Annotated in this window: 28 protein-coding genes and 4 tRNA genes; 18 read left to right on the top strand and 14 right to left on the bottom strand. The window is 70.5% G+C overall.

Features of this window, described 5'->3' with window-relative positions; genetic code table 11:
* Positions 1-36: 36 nt before the first annotated feature.
* A complete protein-coding gene (locus tag Q1K57_RS00355; protein WP_300077526.1) occupies positions 37-1,278 on the top strand; it encodes a serpin family protein in 1,242 nt (413 codons plus the stop codon).
* 7 nt (positions 1,279-1,285) lie between these two features.
* Here Q1K57_RS00355 and Q1K57_RS00350 read toward each other — a convergent pair whose 3' ends face one another.
* On the bottom strand, positions 1,286-1,903 hold the full coding sequence (locus tag Q1K57_RS00350) for a helix-turn-helix domain-containing protein (RefSeq protein WP_300077523.1): 618 nt from the start codon (positions 1,901-1,903) through the stop codon (positions 1,286-1,288).
* A gap of 96 nt (positions 1,904-1,999) precedes the next feature.
* Between Q1K57_RS00350 and Q1K57_RS00345 the strand changes: the two genes are divergently transcribed.
* The gene (locus tag Q1K57_RS00345; protein ID WP_300077520.1) at positions 2,000-2,467 is read left to right on the top strand and encodes a VOC family protein; all 468 of its coding nucleotides are present in this window, start codon (positions 2,000-2,002) and stop codon (positions 2,465-2,467) included.
* Positions 2,468-2,688: 221 nt separating this feature from the next.
* On the opposite strand, the gene Q1K57_RS00340 is transcribed toward Q1K57_RS00345, so the two are convergent.
* The 11 genes from Q1K57_RS00340 to Q1K57_RS00295 all read right to left on the bottom strand — a co-directional run bounded on the left by Q1K57_RS00340 (position 2,689) and on the right by Q1K57_RS00295 (position 12,922).
* Positions 2,689-3,744: a 2-oxoacid:ferredoxin oxidoreductase subunit beta gene (locus Q1K57_RS00340; RefSeq protein ID WP_300077518.1), complete on the bottom strand. Its 1,056-nt coding sequence runs from the start codon at positions 3,742-3,744 to the stop codon at positions 2,689-2,691.
* 1 nt (position 3,745) lies between these two features.
* On the bottom strand, positions 3,746-5,599 hold the full coding sequence (locus Q1K57_RS00335; RefSeq protein ID WP_300077515.1) for a 2-oxoacid:acceptor oxidoreductase subunit alpha: 1,854 nt from the start codon (positions 5,597-5,599) through the stop codon (positions 3,746-3,748).
* A 60-nt stretch (positions 5,600-5,659) separates the two neighbouring features.
* The gene (locus Q1K57_RS00330; RefSeq protein ID WP_300077512.1) at positions 5,660-6,571 is read right to left on the bottom strand and encodes a sulfite exporter TauE/SafE family protein; all 912 of its coding nucleotides are present in this window, start codon (positions 6,569-6,571) and stop codon (positions 5,660-5,662) included.
* A complete protein-coding gene (locus Q1K57_RS00325; protein WP_300077601.1) occupies positions 6,572-7,888 on the bottom strand; it encodes a GTP-binding protein in 1,317 nt (438 codons plus the stop codon). It abuts the gene before it with no gap.
* A 59-nt stretch (positions 7,889-7,947) separates the two neighbouring features.
* Positions 7,948-8,880 carry a sulfate adenylyltransferase subunit CysD gene (gene cysD / locus Q1K57_RS00320; protein ID WP_300077509.1) on the bottom strand — a complete coding sequence of 311 codons (933 nt, stop codon included), beginning with the start codon at positions 8,878-8,880 and terminating at the stop codon, positions 7,948-7,950.
* Positions 8,877-9,635, bottom strand: coding sequence for a phosphoadenylyl-sulfate reductase (locus tag Q1K57_RS00315; RefSeq protein WP_300077506.1), 759 nt, complete (start codon positions 9,633-9,635; stop codon positions 8,877-8,879). The genes cysD and Q1K57_RS00315 overlap by 4 nt, the downstream gene beginning before the upstream one ends.
* Positions 9,632-11,344 (bottom strand): nitrite/sulfite reductase, encoded by a 1,713-nt coding sequence (locus Q1K57_RS00310; protein WP_300077503.1) that lies wholly within the window; start codon positions 11,342-11,344, stop codon positions 9,632-9,634. Before Q1K57_RS00310 ends, Q1K57_RS00315 begins: the two co-directional genes overlap by 4 nt.
* A 99-nt stretch (positions 11,345-11,443) precedes the next feature.
* Positions 11,444-11,530, bottom strand: a complete 87-nt coding sequence (locus tag Q1K57_RS15640) for a putative leader peptide (RefSeq protein ID WP_366525307.1) — start codon at positions 11,528-11,530, stop codon at positions 11,444-11,446.
* Positions 11,531-11,539: 9 nt separating this feature from the next.
* Positions 11,540-11,881 carry a 4Fe-4S binding protein gene (locus tag Q1K57_RS00305; protein WP_300077500.1) on the bottom strand — a complete coding sequence of 114 codons (342 nt, stop codon included), beginning with the start codon at positions 11,879-11,881 and terminating at the stop codon, positions 11,540-11,542.
* Positions 11,878-12,537, bottom strand: a complete 660-nt coding sequence (locus Q1K57_RS00300; RefSeq protein WP_300077497.1) for an NADH-quinone oxidoreductase subunit C — start codon at positions 12,535-12,537, stop codon at positions 11,878-11,880. Before Q1K57_RS00300 ends, Q1K57_RS00305 begins: the two co-directional genes overlap by 4 nt.
* A gap of 4 nt (positions 12,538-12,541) precedes the next feature.
* Entirely contained in the window at positions 12,542-12,922 is a 381-nt protein-coding gene (locus tag Q1K57_RS00295; protein ID WP_300077495.1) for a proton-conducting membrane transporter, read from the bottom strand.
* Between the two features lie 44 nt (positions 12,923-12,966).
* On the opposite strand from Q1K57_RS00295, the gene mptB reads away from it, so the two are divergent.
* The 3 genes from mptB (at position 12,967) to Q1K57_RS00280 (ending at position 16,443) form a co-directional block, all read left to right on the top strand.
* Positions 12,967-14,493 (top strand): polyprenol phosphomannose-dependent alpha 1,6 mannosyltransferase MptB, encoded by a 1,527-nt coding sequence (mptB, locus tag Q1K57_RS00290; RefSeq protein WP_300077492.1) that lies wholly within the window; start codon positions 12,967-12,969, stop codon positions 14,491-14,493.
* Complete coding sequence (locus tag Q1K57_RS00285; RefSeq protein ID WP_300077489.1) at positions 14,486-15,433, top strand: enoyl-CoA hydratase/isomerase family protein; 948 nt, start codon at positions 14,486-14,488, stop codon at positions 15,431-15,433. The genes mptB and Q1K57_RS00285 overlap by 8 nt, the downstream gene beginning before the upstream one ends.
* A gap of 161 nt (positions 15,434-15,594) precedes the next feature.
* The gene (locus Q1K57_RS00280) at positions 15,595-16,443 is read left to right on the top strand and encodes a YwqG family protein (protein WP_300077486.1); all 849 of its coding nucleotides are present in this window, start codon (positions 15,595-15,597) and stop codon (positions 16,441-16,443) included.
* Between the two features lie 307 nt (positions 16,444-16,750).
* Here the strand turns inward: Q1K57_RS00280 and Q1K57_RS00275 are convergent, their stop codons facing one another.
* Positions 16,751-17,242: a YajQ family cyclic di-GMP-binding protein gene (locus Q1K57_RS00275; RefSeq protein WP_300077483.1), complete on the bottom strand. Its 492-nt coding sequence runs from the start codon at positions 17,240-17,242 to the stop codon at positions 16,751-16,753.
* Positions 17,243-17,329: 87 nt separating this feature from the next.
* Here Q1K57_RS00275 and Q1K57_RS00270 point away from each other — a divergent pair.
* The 5 genes from Q1K57_RS00270 to rpmG all read left to right on the top strand — a co-directional run bounded on the left by Q1K57_RS00270 (position 17,330) and on the right by rpmG (position 18,416).
* Positions 17,330-17,411, top strand: a tRNA-Tyr gene (locus Q1K57_RS00270).
* A 66-nt stretch (positions 17,412-17,477) separates the two neighbouring features.
* Positions 17,478-17,957 (top strand): GNAT family N-acetyltransferase, encoded by a 480-nt coding sequence (locus Q1K57_RS00265; protein ID WP_300077480.1) that lies wholly within the window; start codon positions 17,478-17,480, stop codon positions 17,955-17,957.
* 65 nt (positions 17,958-18,022) lie between these two features.
* A tRNA-Thr gene (locus Q1K57_RS00260) sits at positions 18,023-18,095 on the top strand.
* Between the two features lie 31 nt (positions 18,096-18,126).
* Positions 18,127-18,199, top strand: a tRNA-Met gene (locus tag Q1K57_RS00255).
* 46 nt (positions 18,200-18,245) lie between these two features.
* Complete coding sequence (gene rpmG, locus Q1K57_RS00250; RefSeq protein WP_300077477.1) at positions 18,246-18,416, top strand: 50S ribosomal protein L33; 171 nt, start codon at positions 18,246-18,248, stop codon at positions 18,414-18,416.
* An 87-nt stretch (positions 18,417-18,503) separates the two neighbouring features.
* On the opposite strand, the gene Q1K57_RS00245 is transcribed toward rpmG, so the two are convergent.
* The gene (locus Q1K57_RS00245; RefSeq protein ID WP_300077598.1) at positions 18,504-19,697 is read right to left on the bottom strand and encodes a glycosyltransferase; all 1,194 of its coding nucleotides are present in this window, start codon (positions 19,695-19,697) and stop codon (positions 18,504-18,506) included.
* Between the two features lie 65 nt (positions 19,698-19,762).
* Between Q1K57_RS00245 and Q1K57_RS00240 the strand changes: the two genes are divergently transcribed.
* From Q1K57_RS00240 to rplA, 8 genes are all read left to right on the top strand, one after another.
* Positions 19,763-20,191, top strand: a complete 429-nt coding sequence (locus Q1K57_RS00240; protein WP_300077474.1) for a MaoC family dehydratase N-terminal domain-containing protein — start codon at positions 19,763-19,765, stop codon at positions 20,189-20,191.
* Positions 20,188-20,637, top strand: a complete 450-nt coding sequence (locus Q1K57_RS00235; protein ID WP_300077471.1) for a MaoC/PaaZ C-terminal domain-containing protein — start codon at positions 20,188-20,190, stop codon at positions 20,635-20,637. Before Q1K57_RS00240 ends, Q1K57_RS00235 begins: the two co-directional genes overlap by 4 nt.
* Positions 20,630-21,709, top strand: a complete 1,080-nt coding sequence (locus tag Q1K57_RS00230) for a UDP-N-acetylmuramate dehydrogenase (protein WP_300077468.1) — start codon at positions 20,630-20,632, stop codon at positions 21,707-21,709. Before Q1K57_RS00235 ends, Q1K57_RS00230 begins: the two co-directional genes overlap by 8 nt.
* Before the next feature lie 221 nt (positions 21,710-21,930).
* Positions 21,931-22,003: transfer RNA gene (locus tag Q1K57_RS00225), tRNA-Trp, on the top strand.
* A 58-nt stretch (positions 22,004-22,061) separates the two neighbouring features.
* Positions 22,062-22,595, top strand: a complete 534-nt coding sequence (gene secE / locus Q1K57_RS00220) for a preprotein translocase subunit SecE (RefSeq protein ID WP_300077465.1) — start codon at positions 22,062-22,064, stop codon at positions 22,593-22,595.
* Positions 22,596-22,603: 8 nt separating this feature from the next.
* The gene (gene nusG, locus Q1K57_RS00215) at positions 22,604-23,416 is read left to right on the top strand and encodes a transcription termination/antitermination protein NusG (protein ID WP_300077462.1); all 813 of its coding nucleotides are present in this window, start codon (positions 22,604-22,606) and stop codon (positions 23,414-23,416) included.
* Between the two features lie 90 nt (positions 23,417-23,506).
* Complete coding sequence (gene rplK, locus Q1K57_RS00210; RefSeq protein ID WP_300077459.1) at positions 23,507-23,938, top strand: 50S ribosomal protein L11; 432 nt, start codon at positions 23,507-23,509, stop codon at positions 23,936-23,938.
* Between the two features lie 136 nt (positions 23,939-24,074).
* Positions 24,075-24,785, top strand: coding sequence for a 50S ribosomal protein L1 (gene rplA, locus Q1K57_RS00205; RefSeq protein ID WP_300077456.1), 711 nt, complete (start codon positions 24,075-24,077; stop codon positions 24,783-24,785).
* Positions 24,786-25,261 lie beyond the last annotated feature (476 nt).

Here is a 25,261-nt window from a genome sequence, read left to right as displayed (position 1 = left end):
CGGCGTGCGTGGTGGGGGAGACGAAAGGACACCATCATGCTGAACCGGCGCGACCTCCTCCTCGGCTCGCTGCTGCTGGCGCTGGCGGGCTGCTCGCTCCCGGGCTCGGGGTCGGACGCCGCCGTCCGGCCCGGCTCCGGGCCCACGCTGGCCACAGCTCCGGACGCGACCTTCGGCGTCCTCGCCGGCGCACTCGTGCGGGCGTGCGGGCAGGAGGCGACGAACCTGGTCCTGTCGCCGTGGTCGATCGGGACGGTCCTTGCGATGGTGACCGGCGGCGCCGGCGGCGCGACGCGTGCGCAGCTCGAGAAGGCCCTCGGCGCCTCGGCCGACGAGCTCCCGGCCCTTGTCAACACCGTCTGGAACGCCCTGGACGCTGCCGCCGGGCTCGAGCTCTCCGGTGCCAACCAGGTGTGGGCGGAGGAGTCGCTCACGTGGAAGGACGCCTACCTCGCCCACCTCGACGCGTTCGGGGCGCCGCTGCGCCGGGAGCCGATCGGGGTGGAGGGCGAGCGGGTCCGCACCGAGATCAACGACTGGGTATCCGAGAGGACGGCCGGGCTCATCCCGGAGCTCGTGGAGCCCGGCCTCATCACGCCCGACACGCGCATGGTGCTCGTCAATGCACTGCACGCCAAGGGTGCCTGGGCCGAGCCGTTCACCCCTTGGCAGACCCACCCATTCACCACCGCGGCGCGTGGGCGGGTCGATGTGGACTGGCTCGTCGGCGGCGGCCACTGGCCGTGGGTCGAGACCGACCAGTTCACCGGCACCGCGATCGCCGTCGAAGGCGACGAAGTGGCTCTCGTCGTGTTGCGCCCGAATGCGCCCACCGTGCTGCCTCTCGCCGGCCCGCTCCCGGAGGCCGCCACCCTCGACCACGTCGTCACCGAAGCTGCGGTCGGCGCGGTGCTCGATGCCCCCGCAGGCACGGTGTCCCTGGGCATGCCGGTGTGGCGGGTGGCGTCGGATCTGTCCCTCGCCGACGCGCTGGCGGCCCTCGGCGTCACCGACGCCTTCGACCCCTATCGTGCCGACTTCGCCGGCATGACCGACGACGAGGCCCTTCACATCGGCTTCGTCGTCCATTCGGCGGTCATGGACGTGGACGCCGACGGCTTCGAGGCTGCCGCCGCGACCGCGGCAGGCATGGAGGCGGGGAGCGCCCCGATGGAGGTCCATGAGCTCGACCTCGACCGCCCGTTCGGGTTCGCCCTCGTCCACGTGCCGACACGCACCGTGCTCTTCGCTGGCCACGTGGGCGATCCCACCGCGTGAGGCGCCCTCAGGCGTCCAGGGGCACACAGAAGCAGCGGGCGAACTCGGGCAACAGGGCCGGGTCGGACGCCTCGACCTCAGCGGGGCGGCGTCCGGCCAGGAACCGGCGCAGTCCGGGGCCACCGAGGGTGACGTCCGGCTCCTCGGGCGGCTCACCGGCGCCGAGGGACAAGGGGGCGTCCGGGTCGGTGACGGCCCACGCGCTCGCGGACCCCGCCTCGACGCGCCACACCGTGCGGCGCGTGCAGGCGCCGGTCCAACCCACCCGCAGGGCGCTCGCCAGCGACCAGTCCGACACCTGCTCGCCCTCGCGGGGGGCGTCCATGCGGCGCGCGCCCCACAGGCCGATGGCGTCTACGATCGGCTCGAGGTCGCGCCCGTAGTCGGTCAGCCGGTAGAAGACGCCGCGGGCGGGGGCGGGGGCCACGGCGCGTTCGACGATCCCGGACGCCTCGAGTTCCTTGAGCCGGGTGGTCAGGATGTTCGATGGCGCGCCCAGCCCGTCGCGGAGCTGACCGAAGCGGAGTGGCTCGACGAGGAGGTCGCGCACGATGAGCAGCGCCCAGCGCTCCGCGATCACGTCCGCCGCGCGCGCGACACCGCAGTACTGCCCGTAGCTCCTCATGCGCACCTCCGTGGCTCAACCCGTTGACAGGCTACCACCATGATGGCAATCTCTAAGTCACGTTGCAAAGAGCAACTATGCGAGGAGAGGACTCCCATGGCCACCGCCACCACGTGCTTCATTCTGACCGGCCTCGCCAAGGAGGCGGGGGAGTTCTACGCCGAGGCCTTGGGGGCCAGCGACCTCAGCCCCGTGCCAGACGGCCAGGGCGGTGTCATGCTGTGCACCTTCACGGCGTTGGGTCATCACTTCGTCGTGCTCAACGGCGCCGGCCCGGACGCCGACGTACAGTCCCAGCGGGTGAGCACGCAGATCGTCGTCGACGGCCAAGACGAGTTCGACCGCTACTGGGACGCCCTTCTCGCGCATGGGGGCACGCCGAGTATGAACGGATGGCTGGTGGATCGGTTCGGCGTCTGGTGGGACATCGTCCCGGTCCAGCAGATGCAGATCTTCCAGAAGGCGGCGGCCGATCCGGCCGCGATGGGGCGCGTCGCGCAGGCGGCGTTCAGCATGCAGCGCATCGTCATCGCCGATCTCGAGCGCGCCGCCGCGGGGGAGTAGGGATCACCGACCCAGGCGGTCGGATCGTTCACCACGAGTCGGAGAGACAACTCGCGCGTCCGGGTGTCGCGCTTGAACTGTCACGCCAGAACTCCGGCTGTGGGCGTGACAGTGCCGAGCGCACCTCCGCCGATCGCTGGTGCCATGGTCCTTGCCCTTGCCCGTGCCCTTGCCCGTGCCCGTGCCCGTGCCCGTCCCGTCCCCTCAGTGACCCCGGAGCCTCAGGCGACCGTCCACGTGTCGTTGCCCGTCACCAAGCCCTGAAGAGCGCCGAGGCGGTCGGACGGCATGTGTACCTGCAGACGCGACTCGTCGTCGAACGTCGGCGCCACAACGGACCGGAACACCCCGATCGGCGAGCGAGTCAGCGTTTGGGTCTGGGTGAGCTGTGCCAACTGGAACGAAAGCGATGGGTCGGCCGCGTGCGCGTCGTGCACGACGATCTCGGCGGCGTCCACGTCTGCCACCGCTGCGATGCCCAGGCTCCCGTCCGCGCGGCGCACCACGCACAACTCCCCACCCGCGAACACGACCGGCTCGCCGTGCACCAGCGGCACGATCGCCGGCGAGTTCGGCTCCTTGAGACCGGCGAAGGCGTCGTCGTTGAAGATCGGGCAGTTCTGGTAGATCTCCACCAGCGAGGCGCCGCGATGGTTGACCGCCTGGGTGAGCACGTCGGTGAGGTGCTTGCGGTCGGAATCGATCGTGCGGGCCACGAAGGTGGCCCCCGCCCCCAGCGCCAGCGCCACCGGGTTGAAGGGCCGGTCCACCGATCCCGCAGGGCTCGACTTGGTCACCTTGCCCGTCTCCGACGTGGGGGAGAACTGGCCTTTCGTGAGCCCGTAGATGCGGTTGTTGAACAACATGATCGTGATGTTGATGTTGCGCCGCAGCGCGTGGATGAAATGGTTCCCGCCGATCGACAGCGCGTCCCCGTCGCCGGTCACGACCCACACCGCCAGGTCCGGCCGGGCGAGCGCGACGCCGGTCGCGATCGCCGGCGCCCGCCCGTGGATGGAGTGCATGCCATAGGTGTCCACGTAGTACGGGAACCGCGACGAGCACCCGATGCCCGACACGATCACCGTGTTCTCCCGCTTGATGCCTAGCTCGGGCATGAGCGACTGGAAGGCGGCCAGCACGGCGTAGTCGCCGCAGCCGGGGCACCAGCGCACCTCTTGGTCGGAGACGAAGTCCTTGCGGTTCACGGGCGTCAGCGCGAGCGGCACCCGGTCCAGCCCGGACGTCGACGGACCGGCTTGTTGCGTGTCGGTCATCTCAGACCTCCTTCGCGTCGATGAGGTCGATCAGGTGCGGTGCCAACTCGGCGGGGCTGATGGGCAGACCTCGCACGCGCGTGTAGCTGGCCACATCCACCAGGTACTTCGCCCGCAGCAGCATCGTCAGCTGGCCGAGGTTCATCTCCGGCACGATCACCCGCCGGTAGGCGCGCAGCACGTCGCCCGTGTTCGCGGGCAGGGGGTTCAGGTGGCGCAGGTGCGCGGTGGCCACCGCGCGGCCGGTGGCCCGTACCCGCGTCGCCGCGGCCCCGATCGGCCCCCACGTCGACCCCCACCCCAGCACGAGCACGTCGGCCGCGCCGCTCGGGTCGTCGACGGCGAGGTCGGGCACGTCGGCCACGATCCCGTCGATCTTCGCCTGCCGCAGCGCCACCATCCGCTCGTGGTTGGCCGGGTCGTAGCTCACGTTGCCGGTGCCGTCGGCCTTCTCGATGCCGCCGATGCGGTGTTCGAGCCCGGGCGTCCCGGGGAGCGCCAACGGGCGAGCGAGGCGCTCGTCGCGCAGGTACGGCAGGAAGCTCCCGTCCGGCCCGTTCGGCTCGGTGGCGAACTCCGGATCGATTGGCTCCAGCTCGGCCACGTCGGGCACGAGCCACGGCTCGGCGCCGTTCGCGATGTAGCCGTCGCTCAGCACGATCACCGGCGTCCGGTAGCGCAGAGCGATCCGCACCGCCTCGATCGCCGTCGCGAAGCAGTCGGACGGCGACTGCGCCGCCAACACCGGCAGGGGGGCCTCGCCGTGGCGTCCGTACAGCGCCTGGAACAGGTCGGCCTGCTCGGTCTTCGTCGGCATGCCCGTCGCGGGCCCGGCGCGCTGGATGTCGCACACCACGAGCGGCTGCTCCAGCATGACCGCCAGTGAGATCGTCTCGCTCTTGAGCGCCATGCCCGGCCCCGACGTGGTGGTGACGCCGAGCGCGCCCGCATAGGACGCCCCCAGCGCGGCTCCCGCGGCGGCGATCTCGTCCTCCGCCTGGAAGGTGGTGACGCCGTGGTCCTTGGCGCGGCTCAGTTCGTGGAGCACGTCGGACGCCGGCGTGATCGGGTAAGCGCCGAGGAACAAGGGCAGGTCGGCGAGCACGGCGCCCGTCATGAGCCCCAGCGCCAGCGCCTTGTTGCCCGTGATCTGCCGGTAGGTGCCGGCGGGTGCCGGCGCGGCCGGGATCTCGAAGCGGTGCGCGAAGGTTTCGGTCGTCTCGCCGAAGGCGTGCCCGGCGAGGAAGGCCGCCTTGTTGGAGTCGCGGATCTCGGGGCGGCGTCCGAACTTGCGGTCGAGGAAGTCGAGCGTGTGCGCCACGGGCCGGCTGTACAACCAGGTGAGCAGGCCGAGGGCGTACATGTTCTTGGCCCGGGAGGCTTCCTTGCGGCCCAGCTTGAACTGCTCGACGGACGCCACCGTCATGCCCGTCAGGTCGAGTGCGTGAACCTGGTAGTCCTCGAGCGTGCCGTCGGTGAGCGGATCGCTGGTGTAGCCCACCTTGGCGAGTGACCGCTTGGTGAACTCGTGGGCGTCCGCAATCACGACGCCGCCACGCTTCAGGTCGCCCAGGTTGGCGCGCAGTGCGGCGGGATTCATGGCGACGAGCACGTCCGGCTTGTCGCCCGGCGTCTTGATGTCGTTGCCGGCGAAGTGCAGCTGGAAGCTCGACACGCCCGCGACCGTCCCCTGAGGCGCGCGGATCTCGGCGGGGAAGTTGGGCAGGGTCGCGAAGTCGTTGCCGATGTTCGCGGTGTCGGAGGTGAAGCGGTCCCCCGTCAACTGCATCCCGTCGCCGGAGTCGCCGGCGAACCGGATGACCACGCGATCGAGGGTCTGGACTTGCACAGGCACGGGTGTTTCCTTCAGGACGTGGTGCGGCGGTGGACGCACTCGACGGACCAGCTTAGTCGCTCAGATGGACCACTCGGCCTCGGCGGCAGCGAGTGCTTCCGCCTGGGCCTTCTTCACGCGGGACTCGCGCACCGCCATGGCGATGACAAGGGCGAACCACACGGCGACGAAGCCGGCGAAGCCGAGCGTGAGGCCCTGTTTGTCGATGCCGCCGGCGGCCAGCAGTGTGTTCAGGTTGGTCATGATGATGAGCCCGCCGACGGCGATCCCCATGGTGCGCGCGGGGATGCGCGACACGAGCCACGCGGCGATCGGGGCGGCGACGATCCCGCCCAGCAGGAGGGCGAGGACGAGGGGCCACTCGACGCCCAGGAGGCCGAGGTGGACGAGGAACGCGGCGGATGCCGACGCCGACACGAGGAACTCGGAGGTGTCGACCGAGCCGATGACCGTGCGCGGCGCCGTCTTGCCGGCCGACATGAGGGTCGTCGTCGAGATGGGTCCCCACCCGCCGCCGCCGGTGGCGTCCACGAAGCCGCCGACGAGCCCCAGCGGCACGAGGAACCGCTTGCGGTGGGGGGATCGGCGGGCGTCCGACACCTGCGGCGGCCGGAAGATGTAGCGCAGCATGATGTACATGCCGAGTCCGCCGAGGATCATCGCCATCAGCGGGCGGGCCGCCTCCGTCGACAGGTGGGCGAGGACGGTCGCCCCCAGGGCGGCCCCGATCGCGCCCGGCACGCCGATGCGCCCCACGAGCCGCCAGTCGACGTTGCCGAGCCGCCAGTGCGACACCCCGGACGCCACGTTGGTGCCCACCTCGGCGAGGTGCACGGTGGCGCTGGCCATGACCGGCGTCAGGCCTGCGACGAGCAGGAACGAACTCGACGTCGCCCCATACCCCATCCCGAGCGCCCCGTCGACGAGTTGCGCCGCGAAGCCCACGAGCGCGATGACCACCAACTGCCTCATTCAGATCACCCAGTTGAGGGTGGCGTCGGGCTGGATCGCGGCCCGGTCGCTGAAGGACGCCTCCCCGCGCACCATGCCCGCGGCGAGCGTGCCGCCGGACTGCGGGTCGATGAGCAGGAAGGAGCCCGTGCGGCGCGACCGTGTGTAGTCGTCTGCGGCGACCGGGGCGGCGAGCCGCAGTTTGATGCGGCCGATGTCGTTGAGCTCGAGCGCCTCGGTGGCCTGGGGGGTGAGCGTGGCAAGGTCGAGGCGTCCGTGCAGGTCGCGGACGATGCCCTGGACCGTCCGCGTCCCGTGCTTGACGAGGACCCTATGGCCGACGCGCAACGGACGCTCGGCGAGCCAGGCGACCATCCCGTCCAGGTCCTGGGTCGGTTCCGGCGCATCGGAGGCCGCCGCGATCAGGTCGCCCCGGGTGATGTCGATCTCGTCGGCGAGCCGCAGGGTCACCGACTGCGGGGCGAACGCCGTCTGCAGCGGGCCGTCGAAGGTGTCGATGCCGGTCACGCGCGTGCGGCGTCCGATCGGCAGCACGACCACCTCGTCGCCCACGCTCACCTGCCCCGTCGACACCTGGCCCGCGTAGCCGCGGTAGTCGCGGAACTCCGGGGCGGCGTCCTGCGGGCGCAGCGTGAGCTGCACGGGGAAGCGGAAGGGCAGCTCCCCCAGCTCGGACGCCGCCGGTGCGGCTTCGAGCAGCTCGAGCAGGGAGGGGCCGTCGTACCAGTCCAGGTGGGGGGAGCGGTCGACGATGTTGTCGCCGACCAGCGCCGACGTCGGCAGCGTGACCAGGTTGGGCACGCCCAGCTCGGCGGCGACGCGATGGATGTCGGCGGCGACGGTCTCGTAGGCGCCCTGGTCGTAACCGACGAGGTCGACCTTGTTGACCGCCACGATGATCGTCGGGACGCGCAGCAGCTGGCCGACGGCGAGGTGCCGGCGCGTCTGCTCGAGGACGCCCTTGCGGACGTCGACGAGCAGCACCAGCACGTCGGCGGTGGAGGAGCCCGTGACGGTGTTGCGCGTGTACTGCACGTGGCCGGGGCAGTCGGCGAGGATGAACGTGCGGCGCCCCGTCGCGAAGTAGCGGTAGGCGACGTCGATCGTGATGCCCTGCTCCCGCTCGGCCCGTAGGCCGTCGGTGAGCAGCGCGAGGTCGACGTGACCGAGGCCTTTGGCCTCGCTGACGCGCGCGACGGCGTCCAACTGATCGGCGAGCACCGCCTTGGAGTCGTACAGCAGGCGCCCAACCAACGTGGACTTGCCGTCGTCCACGGAGCCGGCCGTCGCGAGCCGCAGGAGCCCGCCGGACCCCATGCCGCTGGTCGAGTCGACCTCGCTGGTCGAGCTCGTCGAGATCGAGTGTGTCGAGACCATCAGAAGTACCCCTCCTTCTTGCGGTCCTCCATGGCCGCCTCGGTGAGCCGGTCGTCGGCGCGCGTGGCGCCGCGTTCGGTGATGCGGGTGACGGCGACCTCGGCGATGACGTCGGCGACGGTGGCCGCGTCGGATGCGACGGCCCCGGTGCAGCTCATGTCGCCGACGGTCCGGTAGCGGACGCGGCGGGTCTCGACCGGCTCGTGGTCGCGGGGCTGGCTGTGGGGCCCGACGGCGAGCAGCATGCCGTCGCGGCTGAAGACGTCCCGGTCGTGGGCGTAGTAGAGCCCGGGCAGCGCGATGCCCTCGGCCTCGATGTAGCGCCACACGTCGAGTTCGGTCCAGTTGGACAGAGGGAAGACGCGGACGTGCTCGCCGGGCCGATGGCGCGGGTTGTACAGGGTCCACAGCTCGGGGCGCTGGTTGCGCGGATCCCACTGCCCGAACTCGTCGCGCAGGCTGACGACGCGCTCCTTGGCGCGCGCCTTCTCCTCGTCGCGGCGGCCGCCGCCGAAGACGGCGTCGAAGCGGTGTTCGGCGATGGCATCCAGCAGCGGCTGGGTCTGCAGGGGGTTGCGCGTGCCGTCGGCGCGTTCCAGCAGCCGGCCGTCGTCGATGTAGTCCTGGACGGACGCCACGACGAGCCGGAGTCCGAGGCGGTCGACCTCGGCGTCCCGGTAAGCGAGCACCTCCGGGAAGTTGTGGCCCGTGTCGACGTGCAGGACAGGGAAGGGCAACGGCGCCGGCCAGAAGGCCTTCACGGCGAGGTGCAGCATGACGACGGAGTCCTTGCCGCCGCTGAACAACAAAACCGGCCGCTCCAACTCGCTCACCGCCTCGCGGATGATGTGGATCGCCTCGGACTCCAGTTCGGCGAGATGCGAGAGGGCACCCCGTCCGTCGATCGAGCTGGTCGAGACCGCCGTGCTCATGCTTCCTCCGGGTGTGTGTCGGTGACGTGCAGGCCGCACTCGGTCTTGGCCAGGCCGGACCAGCGGCCGGCGCGCGGGTCCTCGCCGGGCGCGACGGGGCGCGTGCAGGGGGCGCACCCGATGGACGGGTAGCCCTCGGTGAGCAGCAGGTTGACGGGCACCTGGTGGTTGCCTGCGTAGGCGAGCAACTCGTCGAACGTCCAGGCGGCAATGGGGTTGATCTTCACCATCTGGTGGGCTGCGTCCCACTCGACGAGGGGGGTGTCGGCGCGGAGCGGGCTGTCCTCGCGGCGCAGGCCGGTGACCCACGCCTCGTAGCTGGCGAGTTCGCGGTTGATCGGCTCGACCTTGCGGATGGCGCAGCAGCGGCTGGGGTCGCGGTCGTGCAGTTTCGGCCCGTAGAGGGCGTCCTGCTCGGCGACGGTGATCGCGGGCAGCACCTCGACGACGTTCACGTCGACGGACGCCGCCAGCGCGTCCCGGGTGCCGATCGTCTCGGCGAAGTGGTATCCGGTCTGCAGGAACAGCACGTCGACGCCCGGCGCGTGCCGGCTCGCCAGGTGCGGCACCACCGTGTCGCCGGCCATCGAGCAGGCCACCACGAGGGCGTCGCCGAACGTCGCGGCCGCCCAGGCGAGCACGGTGTCCGCGTCTGCGTTCGAGAACCGTTCGGACGCCGCGTGCGCGAGTTCCCTGAGCTCCGCGGCGGTCCGGGTGCGGCCCGGGCCGTGGGCCGGGGGAGCGACGGTCGTCATCGGAGAGCCTCCTCGTCGGCGCGGTGGACCCAGTGGGCGAAGCTTTCGCCGGCGTCGCGTTCGGCGGCGAACCGGCGGACGACGCGCTCGACGTAGGTGGGCATCTCCTCGGCGGTCACCTTGAGGCCGCGCAGGGTCCGGCCGAGGCCGGCCTCATCGCGGTCGACGGAGGCGAGGCCGCCGCCGAGGTGCACTTGGAAGGCGAACTCGTCGCCGCCGTCGGCGCCCTTCGCGATCTGTCCCTTGAGCCCGATGTCGGCGGTTTGGATGCGGGCGCAGGAGTTGGGGCAACCGTTGACGTTGAGCGTGATCGGCACGTCGAGGTCGAGATCGGCGAGCCTGCGGTCGAGCACGTCGATCGCGGCGGTCGCGGTGTCCTTGGTGTCGACGAACGCGAGCTTGCAGAACTCGATGCCTGTGCAGGCCATCGTGTTGCGCCGGAACGGGCCGGGCGTCGCCGTCAGGCCGATCTTCTCCAGCCGGTTCCGCAGCCCCTTGGCGCGCCGGGGCGGTACGTCGAGGACGAGCACCTTCTGGTGCGGGGTGAACCGGATGCGGTCCGAGCCGACCGCGGCGGCGGCGTCCGCGAGCTCGGCGAGCTTCGTGCCCGACATCCGCCCGACCGTCGGGGCGAAGCCGACGTAGTAGTTGCCGTCCGCCTGCCGGTGGACGCCGACGTGGTCGGCCGCGCCGCCACGGGCGACGGCCGCCGGGCCGTCGGCGAGGGCGTAGCCGAGGTACTCGTCCTGCAGCACCTGACGGAACTTCCGCGGCCCCCACTCGGCGAGGAGGAACTTCAGGCGCGCCTTGTTGCGCAGCCGGCGGTAGCCGTAGTCGCGGAAGATCGAGACGACGCCGTGCCACACCGCGGGCGCTTGCTCGGCGGTCACGAACGCGCCGAGGCGCTCGGCGAGCCGCGGCGCGGTCGACAGGCCACCGCCGACCCAGAGGTCGTAGCCGGGGCCGAGTTCGGGGTGCACGACTCCGACGAGAGAGATGTCGTTGATCTCGTGGACAACATCCAGGCTCGGGTGGCCCGTGACGGCGGTCTTGAACTTGCGGGGCAGGTTCGACAGTTCGGGGTCGCCGATCCAGCGCGCCACGATCTGTTCGATCACGGGGGTCGGGTCGATGATCTCGTCGGCGGCCACGCCTGCCACGGGGGAGCCGAGCACGACGCGGGGGGTGTCCCCGCAGGCCTCGGTCGTCTGGAGCCCGACCGCCTCGAGCCGCCGCCAGATCTCCGGGACGTCTTCGATGCGGATCCAGTGGAACTGGATGTTCTGCCGGTCGGAGATGTCGGCGGTGTCGCGCGCGAAATCGGTGGAGATGCCGGCGATGGTGCGCAACTGGGCCTCGTTCACCGCCCCGCCGTCCAGCCGGACGCGCATCATGAAGTATTCATCGGATAGTTCGTCGGGGCCGAGCGTGCCCGTCCGGCCGCCGTCGATGCCTTGCTTGCGCTGCGTGTAGAGCCCCCACCAGCGCATGCGTCCGTGCAGGTCGTCGGCCGGGATCGAGGCGAAGCCCTCACGGGCATACGTCGACTCGATGCGCGCCCGCACCGACAGGCCGTTGTCGGCAGCCTTGAACTCCTCGTTGGCGTTGAGCGGCGTCCGGCCGTCCACGAGCCATTGGCCGTTGCTGCGGCCCTCCCGCGGTGGGCGGACACGGGCGCCGGTGGGCGGCGCACTGGGTGTGTGGGTCATGGGATTCCTCGGTTCTGGGGCCGGGAACCGCTCATGAGGGCGCACGGCGGCGCACGGGCGGTCATCGGCCCGGCGTCGGTGAAAGGGGATGCGGGCGCGTCAGCGCGCACAACAGAGCGAGGACCCGACGCGCTGCAGGTCCACGTGGGGACGTCCCACGAGGATCTCGGTCGCGTCGGTCAGCATGCGAGGAGGTTAACTTGAACGTTCACTTTTCGGGAAATCCGTGCCCACCATGTGGGCGGTGAGTTCCTCGGTCAATGCGGTGGCGGACGCCGCGGCCGGTGGCAGCGCGTCGTCCCAGACGAGGGCGTCGAACGGGCATTCGGCGATACAGATCCCGCAGTACATGCACAGTGACCAGTCGATCGTGAAGCTGTCGAGGACATGCTGCGTGCGTTGTCGCGGCCCCGGAGGCGAGCCGGGAACCGGTTCGGTGTGGCTCCCGATGTCGATGCACCACGTGGGGCACTCCCGCGCGCAGATCATGCAGGACGTGCACGCGTTCTCCACCAACCGGATCCGTGCGTGCGTCATCGGGCTCCGCCCCGCTCCGGCGGTCCATCCCCCGCCTCTGGGCGAGCTCCCGCCGCTGGGCGAGCTCCCGCCTCCGGACGAGCCTGCGCCGCTGGGCGCGCTGGTCGCGACCCCGGTGTCGCTCGCGACCGCATCCGTCCGCCCTGCACGGAGGCGGCCACCTCCGCCGCCGATGCGGGTTCGCCTGCCCGGTCACCCCACACGGCCGGGTCGGGCACGCCGGGTGGGACGGTTCGGCGGCGTCCGGCGGCGCGGGCGTCCCCGGGCTCCTTCGCGCCGGGCCACTCCCGCATGACGCGGGCGGCCAGCACGGAGTCGGCGAGCAACGGGTGACCGACGGCGTCCGGGCGCAGCAGGAGCGGTCGCGGGTCGCCGCCGGCGAACGTCACGCCGAAGAAGTCGCGCACTTCGCGCTCGTGCCACGCAGCGCCGGCCCACACGTCCCGGACCGACGCCAGCTCTCCAGCCAGCCTCGGCACGAGCGTCTCGAGCCGGACGCCGTCTGCGTCCGGGTGCGGCGCGACACGCAGCACGATCCGGATCGAGTCGGTGCGACCGATCTCGTCCACCGCACCCAGCCAGTCGAACCAGCGGTACCCCTCGGCGCGGGCGGCGCGGGCGGCGTCCAACCAACCCGACAGCGGCACAGAGCGCACGGCGTCAACCACGGGCGATCGCCCCCAGCACGGCGTCGAGGGCAGCGGGGGTGGGTGGGCAACCGGGCACGTAGGCGTCCACCGCGACCAGCTGGTCGACGCCCTTGGTGACTACGGGCGAGTCCCAGTAGGGACCGCCGGCCGACGCGCACGCTCCGAAAGCCACCACGGACGCTCCCGGATGCGCCGCGACCGACGCGGCGACAACCGGAGCGACGGCGTCCGTCACCGTGCCGGCGACGACGAGCGCGACGGTGTCGCCCGCCGCGGGCGCCGGGCACTCCGCGCGGCCGAGGCTGGCCGCCTCGGTCTCGACGACGCAGCACGCCAGCCCCAGGACGCCGACGACGAGTGAGCCGTCGCCGAACCAGTCCCAGTAGCGCATTGGCGCAGCGTACCGCCGACGGCGGGAGGGATACCCTGTCCCTCGTGCCGGCGGAGAACCTCACCGCGGCGTCCGCTCCGGACGCCGAGCGGCGCGGAAACCTCGTCGTCCGCGCGGGCCGAGCCGTGCGCGCGGAGGCAGCTCAGCGGTTCGACGACATGGTGGCGGCGATCAAGCTGGCGCCGGTGCGCCTCGGCCTGCTCGGCACCTTCCTGCTCGCCCTCGGGGCGCTCACGCCGGCCTACCTGCCGCAGGCAAGCCCGTTCTGGCCCACGTTCCGGGCGCTCGGCCTCGACAACTGGGGCGTGCGGGCGTTCGGCACGGCGCTGGTCATCGCGGCCGTCGGGTTCCTCATCGTGGCGTGGCTACGGCTGCGACCGACGATCTACGTGGACGTGAAGCACTGGGCGGTGCTGGCCTGGTGGTCGCTGCCGCTGCTCGGCGCACCGCCCATCTTCAGTCACGACGCCTACAGTTACGCCGCCCACGGCTGGCTCATGCACAACGGGCTCAACCCCTACCTCACCTCGCCGTCGGTCCTGCCGGGCGCGTTCGCCGATCAGGTGGCCTGGGTGTGGCGGTACACGCCGACGCCCTACGGCCCGCTGGCCCTGCAGGTGTCGGCGTGGCTGGTCGAACTCGCAGGCCTCAACCCCTACTTCTCGGCGGTCCTGATGCGGCTGCCGGCGCTCGTGGGGGTCGCCCTCGTGGTGCACTACCTGCCCCGGATCGGCCGGCTCATGGGCGTCTCCCCGCGAGACGTCGCCTGGTTCGCCACGATCAACCCGCTGCTCGTCATCGACTTCGTCGGCGGCGCCCACAACGACGCCCTCATGATGGGGCTCATCGTGTGGGCGCTCTACCTGGCGCAGCGTGGTTGGTTCTGGGTGGCGGCGGTCGCGGTCGGGGTGGCCATGTCGGTCAAGCAGCCTGCGTTGCTGGCCGCCTTCCCGGTCGCCATCATCGGTTCGGGCTGGGCGTCGTGGCATGCCCGCGATGTCCTGCGGTTCCTCCCGCGGCTGCTGGCGTCCTTCGTGATCGTCCTGGGCGTGTTCGCCGCGATCACGTGGGCGACAGGGCTCGGCTACGGCTGGATGAACGCTGTCAGCGTCCCCGGCATGGTCGTGACGCTGGCGCCGTTCTCCCTGGTCGGCTGGGCGGTGCAGCAGGCGGCGAACGCCTTCGGGCTCGACCCGACCGGCCGCGCCCTCATCGGCGGCAGCCAGGCGGTGGGCACGGCGCTCGCCGCCGTGTCGCTCGTGTGGCTCGCGGTCACCCGCGCCCGGACCCAGCCGGTGCGGTTCCTCTCGTGGGGCTACCTCGCGGTCGCCATCTTCGGCCCCGCCATGCACACCTGGTACCTGCTGTGGGGTGGACTCCTACTGCCGCTCACCCGGCCGTCTCGGCGCCTGTGGCGCGTGGCCGCGGTCGTCACGGCGGTCACGCTCGTCTACGGGGCCGGCAACCTCGCCTGGCGCAACGACGCCGTCGCGCTCGCGTTCGCCGCCCTCGCGGCCGCCGGGTTGTGGCTCGTCGTCCGCGCCCAGCAGCGGAGGGCGCAGCGTGGCTGAACCCGAACTGCTCGTGGAGGTCGCGGGAGGGGTCGGACGCCTCGTCCTCAACCGGCCGCGCGCCCTGAACGCGCTCACCGCGGGCATGATCGCGGGCATCCATTCGGCCCTCAACGCCTGGCGCGTCGACGATGCCGTCGCCTCCGTCGAGCTCACCGGCGCGGGGGAGCGGGGTCTGTGCGCCGGCGCCGACGTCCGCGCCTTGCGCACCGCGATCGCGGCGGGCGAACCGTGGCTGGACTTCCTCGCTGCAGAGTACGCCCTCAACGCCGCGATCGCCGCCTATCCGAAGCCCTACGTCGCTCACCAGCGCGGCTACACCATGGGGGGCGGCCTCGGCGTCTCGGCCCACGGCTCACACCGGATCGCCTACCCCGACTCCGCCTTCGCCATGCCGGAAACGATGATCGGTTTCGTGCCCGATGTGGGCGTGTCCTGGTATCTCGCCCACGCCCCCGGCGAGCTCGGGACACACCTCGCCCTCACCGGCGCGACCGTCAACGCGACGGACGCCGTGCTCGTCGGGTTGAGCGACGAGGTGGCGGGGGAGGCTCCGGCGTCCGAACTGGAGCGCGACCGCGCCTGGATCGACTCCTGCTACGCCACCGACGACCCGGCCGAGGTCGTCGGACGCCTCGAGGAGCATTCCGACCCGCGGGCGCGGGCCGCGGCGTCCGATCTGCGGCGACGCTGCCCGTTGGCGGTCGCCGTCGCGCTGGAGGCCGTGCGCCGCGTCCGTCGCATGGCCGGCCTCGCCGAGGTGTTGGCCCAGGACCTCGTTCTCGCCCGCAACCTGCTCGGCCGCCCCGACTTCGCCGAGGGCGTCCGGGCGCAGCTCGTCGACAAGGACCGCAACCCGCGTTGGCAGCACGCGCGGCTGGAGGACGTCACCCGGGCCGAGGTTCTCGCGGCGTTCGCCGAGCTGGCTCAGACGGTGTAGTCCACGACCACCGGCGCGTGGTCGCTCGTGCGATCGGCCGCGGAGACGGGCTCGTGCCTTGCGAGTTCTTCGACGCCTTAGTCCGCGCCCCGTTGAGAACCGAGCGCGCTGGTTCTCCCGACCGCGTGATCAGGGCGGGTTCCGACGACGATAATCTCCCCATGGCCCCCGACGAATGGCGTCCGCCCCCCGCGGTGATGACCGACCTCCGCGACCGCCTCGAGCGGACCGGGACCACCGATCTGCTGCCCACCTTGGCGCCCCTACTGCGCCCCGGATTGGTGCTGCAGCCGGAGCTGGAGCACCCCAATCCGGAGGAGGCACCCGTGCGGGTCGGGGGCCGCCCCCACCTGCCGGCCGAAGTGGAATGGCCGCGCGATCCCGTAGCCGGCCCCCTCAGCTTCATCGCCGAAATCGACCTCGCCGAGGCTGCGACGCTGCTCCCGGACGCACCGTTTCCCGCCAGAGGCACCCTGTCGTTCTTCTACGAGGCCGTGCGTCAGGAGGCCTGGGGATTCGTGGGCGACGAGTGGGCCTGGCGGGTCATCCACCACGAAGACCGTGGCTTGCTCCGCGACCCGCCCGACGACGTCGAAACCATGGGAGGATTCACGCCGATCGCCCTCACGCCCCATCCACAGATCCAGGTCACCACGCCGATCAACGCTCCCCTCCCGATCCCTGAGGCGGCGTGGGCGACCATGGGGTGGAACCAAGGAGTTCCGGGAGAATTCGGCGGCCATCGCTTCCTCGGCGTCCCCGAGCAACTCCAGGGAGACATGCGTACGGAGTGCCAGCTCTCCGCCAACGGGGTGGAGGAATCCGGTAGCCCCGACGGCGCGGCCTTACTCGGCGACTCCGACCAGTGGCGGCTACTCCTGCAGATCGACTCCGACGAGAACGCGGGCATGAACTGGGGCGACGCCGGACTGATCTATTGGTGGATCCGCGAATCCGATCTGGCCGCCGGCGCGTGGGACCGAACGTGGTTCATGCTCCAGTGCATGTAGAGATCACCCGCGAGAGAAGCGGCGGCGAGGGTGGCCAGCGCGAGGGCAGGTAGCGCGTGGGCGAACCTCACCCCGCGAGCCCGGCGGCGCTCCCCGAACCCGAAGATGGTCCGTTCGCCCCACACGGTGGCGGCGGTCCCGGCGACGAGCAGCGCCACCCCGCCGATGAGTGCTGAGCGGGGTTCATTCGCCATGAACGCCACCGTACAAGCCGCGCGGTGCGGCCAACGTCACACTCGACGCGCCTTTGGGGCGCGCGCTGAGCGTGGCCGGGGCTACGGGGGGTGCTCAGAGTGTGAACCTGGCGTCACCGGTAGTTGGTGAACTGCACGGCGAAGTCGTAATCAGCGTCGCGGATGAGCTTCTGGACGGCCTGCAGGTCGTCACGCTTCTTGCTGCTGACACGCAGCTCGTCGCCCTGGATCTGCGTCTTCACACCCTTGGGCCCCTCGTCGCGCACCAGTTTGGTGATCTTCTTCGCGTTCTCCTGGCTGATGCCCTGCTTCATCGACGCGGTGATCTTCCACATCTTCCCCGACAGGCGCGGGTCGCCGGCGTCCAGCGCCTTGAGGCTGATGCCGCGCTTGATGAGCTTGCTCTGGAACACATCGAGCACGGCTTTCACCCGCTCCTCGCCCGAGGCCTCCATCTCGATCAGTTCGCCGGACCAGCGGATGGACGCGTCGGTCCCCTTGAAGTCGAATCGCTGGCCCACCTCCTTCGCCGCCATGTTGAGGGCGTTGTCGACCTCCTGCCGGTCGTACTTGCTCACGATGTCGAACGAACTGTCGGACGCCATGGGTCTCTCTCCTCGGTTGGGTGGGTACTCGATTGGGCGGGGGACGTGGTCAGTTGCTAAGGTTGGTCACCGCTGAGCGATCAGCACGGCAGGTTGCCCGAGTGGCCAAAGGGAGCGGTCTGTAAAACCGTCGGCACAGCCTACGTAGGTTCGAACCCTACACCTGCCACGCGCACGGCCCCGGTACACCGCCGGGGCCGTGATGCGTCGTGGGGAGGACGTGGGGAGGAGTTGCATGCACCTGGTTCGCCCCCTGCCGCTGGATGCCCGCCCGCTGCCCGCCGGCGTCGGCGTGCGGCCGCTGGTGGCGGCCGATCTGGACGAGGTCGCCTGCCTCTACTTCGACGCTTATGCCGCCGGCGTCGCTGCCGAAACCCTGGAGGAGGCCCGCACCGAGATGGCCGACGTCCTCGCTGGAGCCTTCGGCACGCCGATCCCCGCCGCCACCCTGGTCGCCGAGGAGGGCGGACGGATCGAAGGGTGCATCCAGACGGTCCTGGACCCTCCGTGGGATGCTCCCGACGGTCCGTTCGTGATCGAGTTGTTCGTCGCTCCCGGACGCCGCGGGCGCGGCCTGGGCGAGGGCCTGCTGGAGGCGGCGGCGTCCGCGCTCTGGGAGCTGGGGTACGCGAGCGTCGGGCTCAACTGCGAGCCCGCCACGGCCATGGCCGCCTTCCGCATCTACCAGCGTCTCGGCTTCCGGGCGTTGGGGTGAGCGGCCCGGCGGCCGCTGATTTGGGGGCGGTGCGTTCTGGATGGTAAGTTGTCCGTCGCTGTCTGGCCCCTATAGCTCAGTCGGCAGAGCGTCTCCATGGTAAGGAGAAGGTCTGCGGTTCGATTCCGCATGGGGGCTCTGGATCGCCCGGGGGAACCTGGGTGAGCAAGGCGGGATAGCTCAGACGGTAGAGCAAGCGGCTCATAATCGCTGTGTCACGGGTTCAAGTCCCGTTCCCGCTACCGAGCAAGTGCGAGACCCACGAGACCAGGAAAGTGAGGGGTTGGGATGGCCAAGAAGGCAGGCGAGATCCGGCCCAAGATCACGCTCGCGTGCACCGAGTGCAAGGAGCGCAACTACATCACCAAGAAGAACCGTCGCAACGATCCGGATCGCCTGGAGCTGAAGAAGTTCTGCCCCAAGTGCAAGACGCACACGGCGCACCGCGAGACTCGCTGACGCCGATCATCGGACCCAACGAACGGGCCGTCCCCTGAGCCGGGGCGGCCCGTCTTCGTCGTGCTCCCGTTTCGTCGTGCTGAGTAGTCAAAGAAGCGCGGCGTAGGAGGCCTCGAGGCGGCGTCCGATGTCGCTCCAGGCGAACCGGCGCGCGTGGACGCGGGCGATGACGCCCATCCGCTGTCGCAGCCGCTCGTGGGCGAGGAGGCGGTTGAGGGCGGCCCCCCATTCGACCGGGTCGCGATCGTGCATGAGGTAGCCGGTCTCCTCGTGGACGACGACCTCGCGCAGCCCGCCCGTGCTCGAGGCGACCACGGGAACGCCGCTGGCGGCTCCCTCGAGCGCGACCAGACCGAAGGTCTCCGAGTGCGAGGGCACCAGCAACGCCTGGCTGTGTCGCATGAGCGCGGCAAGGTTGTCGCGGGACTGCGCGCCCACGAAGTGCACGTGGTTGCGCATGCCCAACTCGTCGATGAGCGCCTCCACCTCGGCGCGGTAGTCGGCGAAGTCGGCCGAGACGTCGCCGGCGATCATGAGGTCGGGTCGTGCGGCGGCCGGGATCTCCGCCATAGCCCGGATCGCCAGGTCGCCGCCCTTGAGGGGCTGCAGGCGCGCCGCCATGAGCATGTACCCGGCCTTCGACCCGCACAGCGGGCAGGCCGGGCGCTCGTCGGACGGCTCGGCCGGCCGGAAGAGCTCCAGGTCCACCCCGGGCGGAATGACCTGTACTCGCCGCGGGTCCGCCCCGCAGCGCTCGATGACGGTCCGCGCCTCGGCCGTGCTCACCGTGATGATCGCGTCGGACTCCCGCGCGCACAGTGCCTCCCCGGCCACCCGGTCGGGTGATTCCGGCGGCTCCCCGTGCGAGAGCGGCGAACCGGGCAGCGCGGCCACCGAATGGAAGCTCTGCACATGCGGAACGCCCCACGCCTTCGCCACGGGCAGCGCGGCGACACCGCTCATCCAGTGGTGGCTCTGCACGAGGTCGTACGGCTCGAGCGTCGCCAGACCGGCGCCGAACGCGTCGGTGTGCGCGTCGATGGCGCTCTTGGCGAGCGCTTGCGCGGGGCCGGCGTCCACGTGGAGCAGTCGGACGCCGCCCCCCAAGTCCTCGACGTCGCGCTGGTCCGGCGCGGAGCGTCGCGTGACGAGGTCGACGGTGTGCCCGAGGGCCACGAGCGCCCGGGCTTGGCTCAACTCGACCACGTTCATGCCGCCCGCGTCGCCGGCGCCGGGGGCGTCCGCGGGCGAGGTGTGCATGGACACGAACAACAGGCGCATTCCCACGGGCGTGACCCTACCCGCCCCGACCCACAAACGACCCGGGCCTTGGCTACCCTCGTCCCATGCGGATTTCCGAAGCGCACGTCGGGCGGACCTACCCGCCGACCGAGCCCTACCTCGTCAGCCGCGAGAAGATCGCCGAGTTCGCCGCGGCGCTGGGGGACGACAACCCGGCCTACGCAGGCCAGGACGCCGTCGCGCCGCCCACGTTCGCGGCCGTGCTGTCGGCGCGCGCGTGGGGGGCGATGTTCGCCGATCCCGAGCTTGACGTGGCGCTGCACCGCACGATCCACGGTGACCAGAAGTTCACCTGGGCGCGCCCGCTGCGCGCCGGCGACGAGGTCACGGCGACGCTCACGATCGGCAGCGTCCGCATGCGCGGCAACTCGGCGATCATCGGCGTCACCGTCGACCTGACGGCGGGGGGAGAGACGGTCTGCACGTCGGCGTCCACCCTGTTCCAGACCTGGCCCGAGGAGGAGTCCGCATGAACGCGTCGCACCCGACCGCACCGACCCCCAGTGTCGAGTTCGCCGCGGCGACGGTCGGCACGCAGCTCCCTCCACTCGAACTCTCGTTCACCCGCGCCGACCTCGTCCGCTACGCGGGCGCCTCGGGCGACTTCAACCCGATCCACTGGTCGGACCGAAAGGCTGCCGATCTGGGGCTGTCCTCGGTGATCGCCCACGGGCTGCTCACGATGGGGCGCGCGCTCAAGATCGTCACCGACTGGGCGGGCGACCCCGGTCGGGTGCGCAGCTACGGCGTCCGCTTCACGAAGCCGGTCGAAGTGCCGGACACCGACGAAGGCGTCGTCGTGCGGGTCACGGCGACGGTGACGGCGGTGACCGACGGCGTCGCGACGGTCGCCATCGACGCGCTCTGCGGCGAGACGAAGGTCCTGGGCGCCGCGAGGGCCGAGGTGTCCCTTGCCTGAGCTGTTGGCCGACCACACCACCTTGCGCGTCGGCGGCCCGGCGACGCGCTGGGTCGAGGCGACGACGACCGAAGAGCTGGTCGCGGCCGTCTCGGACGCCGACGCCGCCGGCGAGCCCGTCCTCGTCCTCTCGGGCGGGTCGAACGTCCTCGTCGCGGACGCCGGCTTTGACGGGACCGTGGTCCACGTCGCCACCCGCGGCATCGTGGCCGACGGCGGCAACTTCTGCGAGTACGACGCGGACGCCGTGGGCGACGGCGGCACCCCCGTCTCGTGCGGCGGCATCCTCGTCGAGGTGGCGGCCGGCGAGCCCTGGGACGACTTCGTCGCGTGGGCCGTCCGCAACGAGTTGGTGGGCGTGGAGGCAATGTCGGGCATCCCGGGGGCGGTGGGATCGACACCGATCCAGAACGTGGGCGCCTACGGGCAAGACGTCGCGCAGACCATCTGGAGCGTCCGCACCTGGGACCGCCGGCTGGGCGAGTTCAAGACCTTCCCCAACCTCGACTGCCGCTTCGCGTACCGCCACAGCCGCTTCAAGGCCGAGCCGGGTCGCTACGTGGTCGTGTCGGTGACTTTCCAGTTCCTCCAGGGCGATCTCTCCGAGCGCATCAGGTACGCCGAGCTGGCTCGTCGCCTCGGCGTCGAGCAGGGGCAGCGCGCGCCGATGACCCAGGTGCGCGAGACCGTCCTCGACCTGCGCCGCGGCAAGGGCATGGTCCTCGATCCGGACGACCATGACACGTGGAGCGCCGGCTCGTTCTTCACCAACCCGTTGCTGGACGCCGACGCCGCGGCCGCACTGCCGGCGGAGGCGCCCCGGTTCGTCCAGCCGGATGGGACGGTCAAGTCGTCGGCCGCCTGGCTCATCGACCACGCGGGCTTCGGCAAGGGCTACGGGACGCCCCCCGCCACCTTGTCCACGAAGCACACGCTCGCCCTGACGAACCGCGGGGGGGCGACGGCCGCCGACCTCGTGGCCCTGGCGCGCGAGGTGCGTGACGGCGTCCGGGATCGATTCGGGGTGACGCTGGTGCCCGAGCCGGTGTTCGTCGGGGTTGAGCTGGACTGATCTGTCGTTGCCCCTGGCGAGGGCAGGGTGACGCCCCGCCAGGCTGGTTGCTCGGCGGCGCGTCGTTCGGCAGGCCCCTCGTCACGCGAACGCACCGCCTCGACGCGTCCGATCCGGCCCGGTTCGACTCGCGCTGGCAAACCACGTACACTTCTGGTCTTGGTGGTTCTCCCACCCGGCAGGAGCTTGCCCTCGGGCGTTCCTGCGGGGGGATTCACCGGAGGGCAATAGCTCAATTGGCAGAGCAGCGGTCTCCAAAACCGCAGGTTGGGGGTTCAAGTCCCTCTTGCCCTGCTGGGTCGTCTCGCGGCCCGGAGAAGACGCAACCGGCACAGATGAGGCGAGGAACAAGGTGAGCCCGAGGAACGATTCCCCCGAGGAGTCCTTGGCGTCCCCGGACGAGCCGGTCGACGAGAATCTGCCCGGCGGCATGCTCGCTGAGGATCTGGCCGATCCGGAGCCCTACGAGGTCGCCGCCGACGAGGCGGAGGCCGAGGAGTTGGAGGCGGACGCCGAGGCGTCCGCTCTCGGCAGCGAGGTCGAGGTGGACGATCCCGAGCAGCTCAGGATGGCGGAGACCGCGGCGGCACGAGCCCGCAGCGCCCGCCCCAAGCGGCGGGTCGCGGAGGTCGTCCATACCCCGCCCACCCCCGCCAAAGGACGCCGCAAGGCGCGCCCGATGGCTTCCAAGCGCACGACGCCGAAGCAGTTCGCGGAGGAATCGGCCGAGGAGCTACGGAAGGTCGTCTGGCCGACGTGGTCGCAGGTGCAGCAGCTGTTCTGGGCGGTTCTCGTCCTGGTGCTGTTCGTGATCGCCTACGTCAGCCTGGTCGATCTGGGCTTCGGCTGGGCGCTCCTCCAGCTGTTCGGACGTACGGAAGGTTGAAATCAAGCATGACTGAGTCGCAGTCCGCAGACTCCTACAGCGAGACCGAGATCGAGATCGATCTCGGCGCGCTCGACAGCACCGAGGCGCCGGACACCGAGCTCAACCTCGACTTCGGCGACGACGACGCCGAGGCGGGCGACGACATCGAGATTGATCTGGCCGGTGTGGACGACGAGCCGGAGCCCGTGGCGTCCGAGCCGGACGCCGATGGCGAGGCTGCGCTCGAGGAACTCCGGACCACGCTGCGCACGCAGGCGGGCGACTGGTATGTGATCCACACCTACTCCGGCATGGAGAACCGGGTGAAGCAGAACCTCGACGCCCGCATCACCACGCTCGGCATGGAGGACTACATCTTCGAGTCGATCGTTCCGACTGAGGACGTCGTCGAGATCCGCAACGGGCAGCGCAAGAACGTCACCCGCACCTCGCACCCGGGCTACGTCCTCGTGCGCATGGACCTGACGAACGAGTCGTGGTCGGCGGTGCGGCAGACGCCGTCGGTCACCGGCTTCGTGGGGCAGGGCACCCACCCGGTGCCGCTGACGCTCGAGGAGGTCGAGCGCATGCTTGCGCCCGCCGTGATCGCGAAGGCGACCGCGGCGGCGGCCGGCGCGTCCGCACCGAAGAAGCGCAAGGTGGAGGTCGCCGACTTCAACGTGGGCGATTCCGTCATGGTGGTCCAGGGCCCCTTCTCAGGCGTGCACGCGACCATCACCGATATCAACGCGAACAACCAACGCTTGAAGGCGCTGGTGGAGATCCTGGGGCGGGAGACCCCTGTGGAACTCAGCTTCGCCCAGGTCCAGAAGGGCTGAGCGAACCCGTTCGTGCGGCCCGCCCCGGCGGGCCACCAACCACCCGGCACGACGCTCCCGGCCGTGCCATGAACCAGCAAGGACCCGAACATGCCTCCCAAGAAGAAGGTGGCAGCCCTCGTCAAGGTCGCCTTGAACGCGGGTGCCGCCACTCCGGCACCGCCGGTCGGTACCGCTCTCGGCCCGCACGGCGTCAACATCATGGACTTCTGCAAGCAGTACAACGCTGCGACAGAAGCCCAGCGGGGCACCGTCGTGCCAGTCGAGATCACGATTTACGAGGACCGCACGTTCTCGTTCATCACCAAGACGCCGCCGGCCGCCGAGCTCATCAAGAAGGCCGCCGGCCTGAAGAGCGGCTCCAGCAAGCCGAACTCCGACAAGGTGGGCAAGCTCACGCGCGAGCAGGTGCGTGACATCGCCAACACCAAGCTCCCTGACCTGAACGCCAACGACATCGATGCCGCGATGAAGATCGTGGAGGGCACCGCCCGCTCGATGGGCGTCACCGTCGAGGGCTGACCCCGCCGGTCGAGCTTGTCGACCGCCATTGGTCGAGCCTGTCGAGACCACCGCACGACAACACACCGTGGCAGGGCCTGCGCGGCCCGCACCACACCTGGTAGACGCCCGCAAGGGCTGAGGAAAGGAACCAGACATGAAGCGCAGCAAGTCCTACCGCGCGGCCGCCGAGGCGATCGACGGCGCGCAGCTCTACACCCCTGAGGAGGCGCTCTCCCTCGCGAAGGAGGGTGCGTCCGCCAAGTTCGACGAGACCATCGAGGTTGCCATGCGCCTCGGCGTCGATCCCCGGAAGGCCGACCAAATGGTCCGCGGAACGGTGAACCTCCCCAACGGAACGGGCAAGACGGCACGGGTCCTCGTCTTCGCCACCGGGGCCAACGCCGCCGCCGCCACCGAAGCCGGTGCTGACGAGGTCGGCGCCGACGAGCTCGTCGACAAGGTAGCCGGTGGCTACCTCGACTTCGACGCCGTCGTCGCCACGCCCGACATGATGGGCAAGGTCGGACGCCTCGGGCGCGTGCTCGGCCCGCGTGGGTTGATGCCGAACCCGAAGACGGGAACCGTCACCATGGACGTGGCCAAGGCCGTCACGGACATCAAGGGCGGGAAGATCGAGTTCCGGGTGGATCGGCACGCCAACCTCCACTTCATCGTAGGCAAGGCGTCCTTCACCCCGGAGCAGCTGAAGCAGAACTACTTCGCGGCTCTGGACGAGGTCATGCGCCTCAAGCCGTCCGCTGCGAAGGGCCGCTACCTGAAGAAGGTGACGATCTCCTCGACCATGGGACCTGGCGTGTCCGTTGACCCGGCGCGTCTCAAGCCGTCGGAGGCGGCTGCCAACTGACCAGCACGGTCACCCGGCTGCATCCGCGTGCCCCCGCCCTCCTGAGGGCGGGGGCACGCGGCGTCCACGGGTCGGACGCCGCCCCTCACTTTGCGCGGTGGCGCAGATCCACGCTAGAGTTGACCCTCGGTCCGGCGGGTGACTGCCGGGCCGGCGAGCCGCTCCTGATGGAGCACGTCGAGGAGGGCCCAAGAGCCCGATTTGACCCGGACGGGCGGTGAGCGTAAAGTAGAACGAGTGCCCCACGGGGAGGTCTTCCGAGGCTGATCCGTGGTTGGTGGTGGAAGTTTGAGATCTCAACAGCGTGCTTAGGTCAATGCCAGTTGGCCTGCCATTTTTTTGGTGGGTCTGTTTTTTTGCACTGACAACGGTTTTGTTGTTGGTGTCCTCGTCGCCTGCTTTGGTGGGTGATGTTTCTTTGAGATGATTGCTGGCCCTTTTTTGTGGGGTTGGTTTTTGTCAGGTGGGTTTTTCAT

This window comes from Propioniciclava sp. (assembly GCF_029977985.1).
GTDB lineage: Bacteria > Actinomycetota > Actinomycetes > Propionibacteriales > Propionibacteriaceae > Propioniciclava.
Note: the sequence above shows the minus strand (reverse complement) of the source record. Positions and strands in the feature narration are given on the sequence as shown.

Bases quoted from the DNA above. Each gene is read 5' to 3' on its own strand.
- Q1K57_RS00355 (WP_300077526.1), top strand. From the start codon at position 37: ATGCTGAACCGGCGCGACCTCCTCCTCGGCTCGCTGCTGCTGGCGCTG.
- Q1K57_RS00350 (WP_300077523.1), bottom strand. From the start codon at position 1,903: ATGAGGAGCTACGGGCAGTACTGCGGTGTCGCGCGCGCGGCGGACGTG.
- Q1K57_RS00345 (WP_300077520.1), top strand. From the start codon at position 2,000: ATGGCCACCGCCACCACGTGCTTCATTCTGACCGGCCTCGCCAAGGAG.
- Q1K57_RS00340 (WP_300077518.1), bottom strand. From the start codon at position 3,744: ATGACCGACACGCAACAAGCCGGTCCGTCGACGTCCGGGCTGGACCGG.
- Q1K57_RS00330 (WP_300077512.1), bottom strand. From the start codon at position 6,571: ATGAGGCAGTTGGTGGTCATCGCGCTCGTGGGCTTCGCGGCGCAACTC.
- Q1K57_RS00325 (WP_300077601.1), bottom strand. From the start codon at position 7,888: ATGGGGTCCGGCGGGCTCCTGCGGCTCGCGACGGCCGGCTCCGTGGAC.
- cysD (WP_300077509.1), bottom strand. From the start codon at position 8,880: ATGAGCACGGCGGTCTCGACCAGCTCGATCGACGGACGGGGTGCCCTC.
- Q1K57_RS00315 (WP_300077506.1), bottom strand. From the start codon at position 9,635: ATGACGACCGTCGCTCCCCCGGCCCACGGCCCGGGCCGCACCCGGACC.
- Q1K57_RS00310 (WP_300077503.1), bottom strand. From the start codon at position 11,344: ATGACCCACACACCCAGTGCGCCGCCCACCGGCGCCCGTGTCCGCCCA.
- Q1K57_RS15640 (WP_366525307.1), bottom strand. From the start codon at position 11,530: ATGCTGACCGACGCGACCGAGATCCTCGTGGGACGTCCCCACGTGGAC.
- Q1K57_RS00305 (WP_300077500.1), bottom strand. From the start codon at position 11,881: ATGACGCACGCACGGATCCGGTTGGTGGAGAACGCGTGCACGTCCTGC.
- Q1K57_RS00295 (WP_300077495.1), bottom strand. From the start codon at position 12,922: ATGCGCTACTGGGACTGGTTCGGCGACGGCTCACTCGTCGTCGGCGTC.
- Q1K57_RS00280 (WP_300077486.1), top strand. From the start codon at position 15,595: ATGGCCCCCGACGAATGGCGTCCGCCCCCCGCGGTGATGACCGACCTC.
- Q1K57_RS00275 (WP_300077483.1), bottom strand. From the start codon at position 17,242: ATGGCGTCCGACAGTTCGTTCGACATCGTGAGCAAGTACGACCGGCAG.
- Q1K57_RS00265 (WP_300077480.1), top strand. From the start codon at position 17,478: ATGCACCTGGTTCGCCCCCTGCCGCTGGATGCCCGCCCGCTGCCCGCC.
- rpmG (WP_300077477.1), top strand. From the start codon at position 18,246: ATGGCCAAGAAGGCAGGCGAGATCCGGCCCAAGATCACGCTCGCGTGC.
- Q1K57_RS00245 (WP_300077598.1), bottom strand. From the start codon at position 19,697: ATGCGCCTGTTGTTCGTGTCCATGCACACCTCGCCCGCGGACGCCCCC.
- Q1K57_RS00240 (WP_300077474.1), top strand. From the start codon at position 19,763: ATGCGGATTTCCGAAGCGCACGTCGGGCGGACCTACCCGCCGACCGAG.
- Q1K57_RS00235 (WP_300077471.1), top strand. From the start codon at position 20,188: ATGAACGCGTCGCACCCGACCGCACCGACCCCCAGTGTCGAGTTCGCC.
- nusG (WP_300077462.1), top strand. From the start codon at position 22,604: ATGACTGAGTCGCAGTCCGCAGACTCCTACAGCGAGACCGAGATCGAG.
- rplK (WP_300077459.1), top strand. From the start codon at position 23,507: ATGCCTCCCAAGAAGAAGGTGGCAGCCCTCGTCAAGGTCGCCTTGAAC.
- rplA (WP_300077456.1), top strand. From the start codon at position 24,075: ATGAAGCGCAGCAAGTCCTACCGCGCGGCCGCCGAGGCGATCGACGGC.